The organism is Oleiphilus sp. HI0043 (assembly GCF_001634935.1).
In genome coordinates, this window is record NZ_LWEY01000871.1 from 1 (window position 1) to 706 (window position 706).

At 44.9% G+C, this 706-nt stretch carries 1 protein-coding gene; it reads right to left on the reverse strand.

What is annotated here, in order from left to right; all coding sequences use genetic code 11:
* Window positions 1-50 precede the first annotated feature (50 nt).
* Window positions 51-706, reverse strand: a 656-nt coding sequence (locus tag A3729_RS09815) for an acetate/propionate family kinase (RefSeq protein ID WP_369820124.1), incomplete at its 5' end; no start/stop codon positions are given.

A 706-nucleotide genomic window follows, 5' to 3' on the forward strand; every position in this document is an offset into this window, starting at 1 on the left:
AGCATAATGGTTCGTTGCAATAGCTGGTAGAAGTGGCCGCATAGCATTTGTTATATTAGCGATAGAGTGTCTTCTACAATCATAGCTTCTTCGTCAGTTGGGATGACGAGTACCGGGATAGATTGGTCTTCATGAATAGAAAGCCCGTTGTAGCATTCGTTACGTGAAGAAGGCTGATTGTTTGCTGCATGGTTAATAGTAAAGCCGAAAATTGACAAGTGTTTGACAATATTTTGCCTAACGACAGCTGAGTTCTCGCCAATTCCACCGGTGAACACCAGTGCATCTATTTGTTCTAGTGAGGTCATCATGCCGGCCAGGTGTTTGGCCGCTCTAAAGCAAAATACCTCCAAAGCAAGTTTGCATTGGGTATGACCTTCATCTGCCTTCTCACAAATTGTGCGCATATCGTTGCTCAGCTCAGATATACCGAGTAAACCGCTTTGCTTGTTTAGGAGTTCGGATATCTCCTCGGGTGAGTAATTCTGACTGATTAGAAAGTCAAAAATACCTGGGTCGATGTCGCCAGATCGGGTGCCCATTACAAGCCCTTCAAGTGGGGTCATGCCCATACTTGTATCAGCGCTTTTACCGTTTTTTATTGCCGCAACACTTGCGCCGTTACCCAGGTGAGCGGTAATAATGTTTAGCTCTGGCAATGACTTATTTATCGTTTCAGATGCACGCTTAGCAATATAGCGGTGAC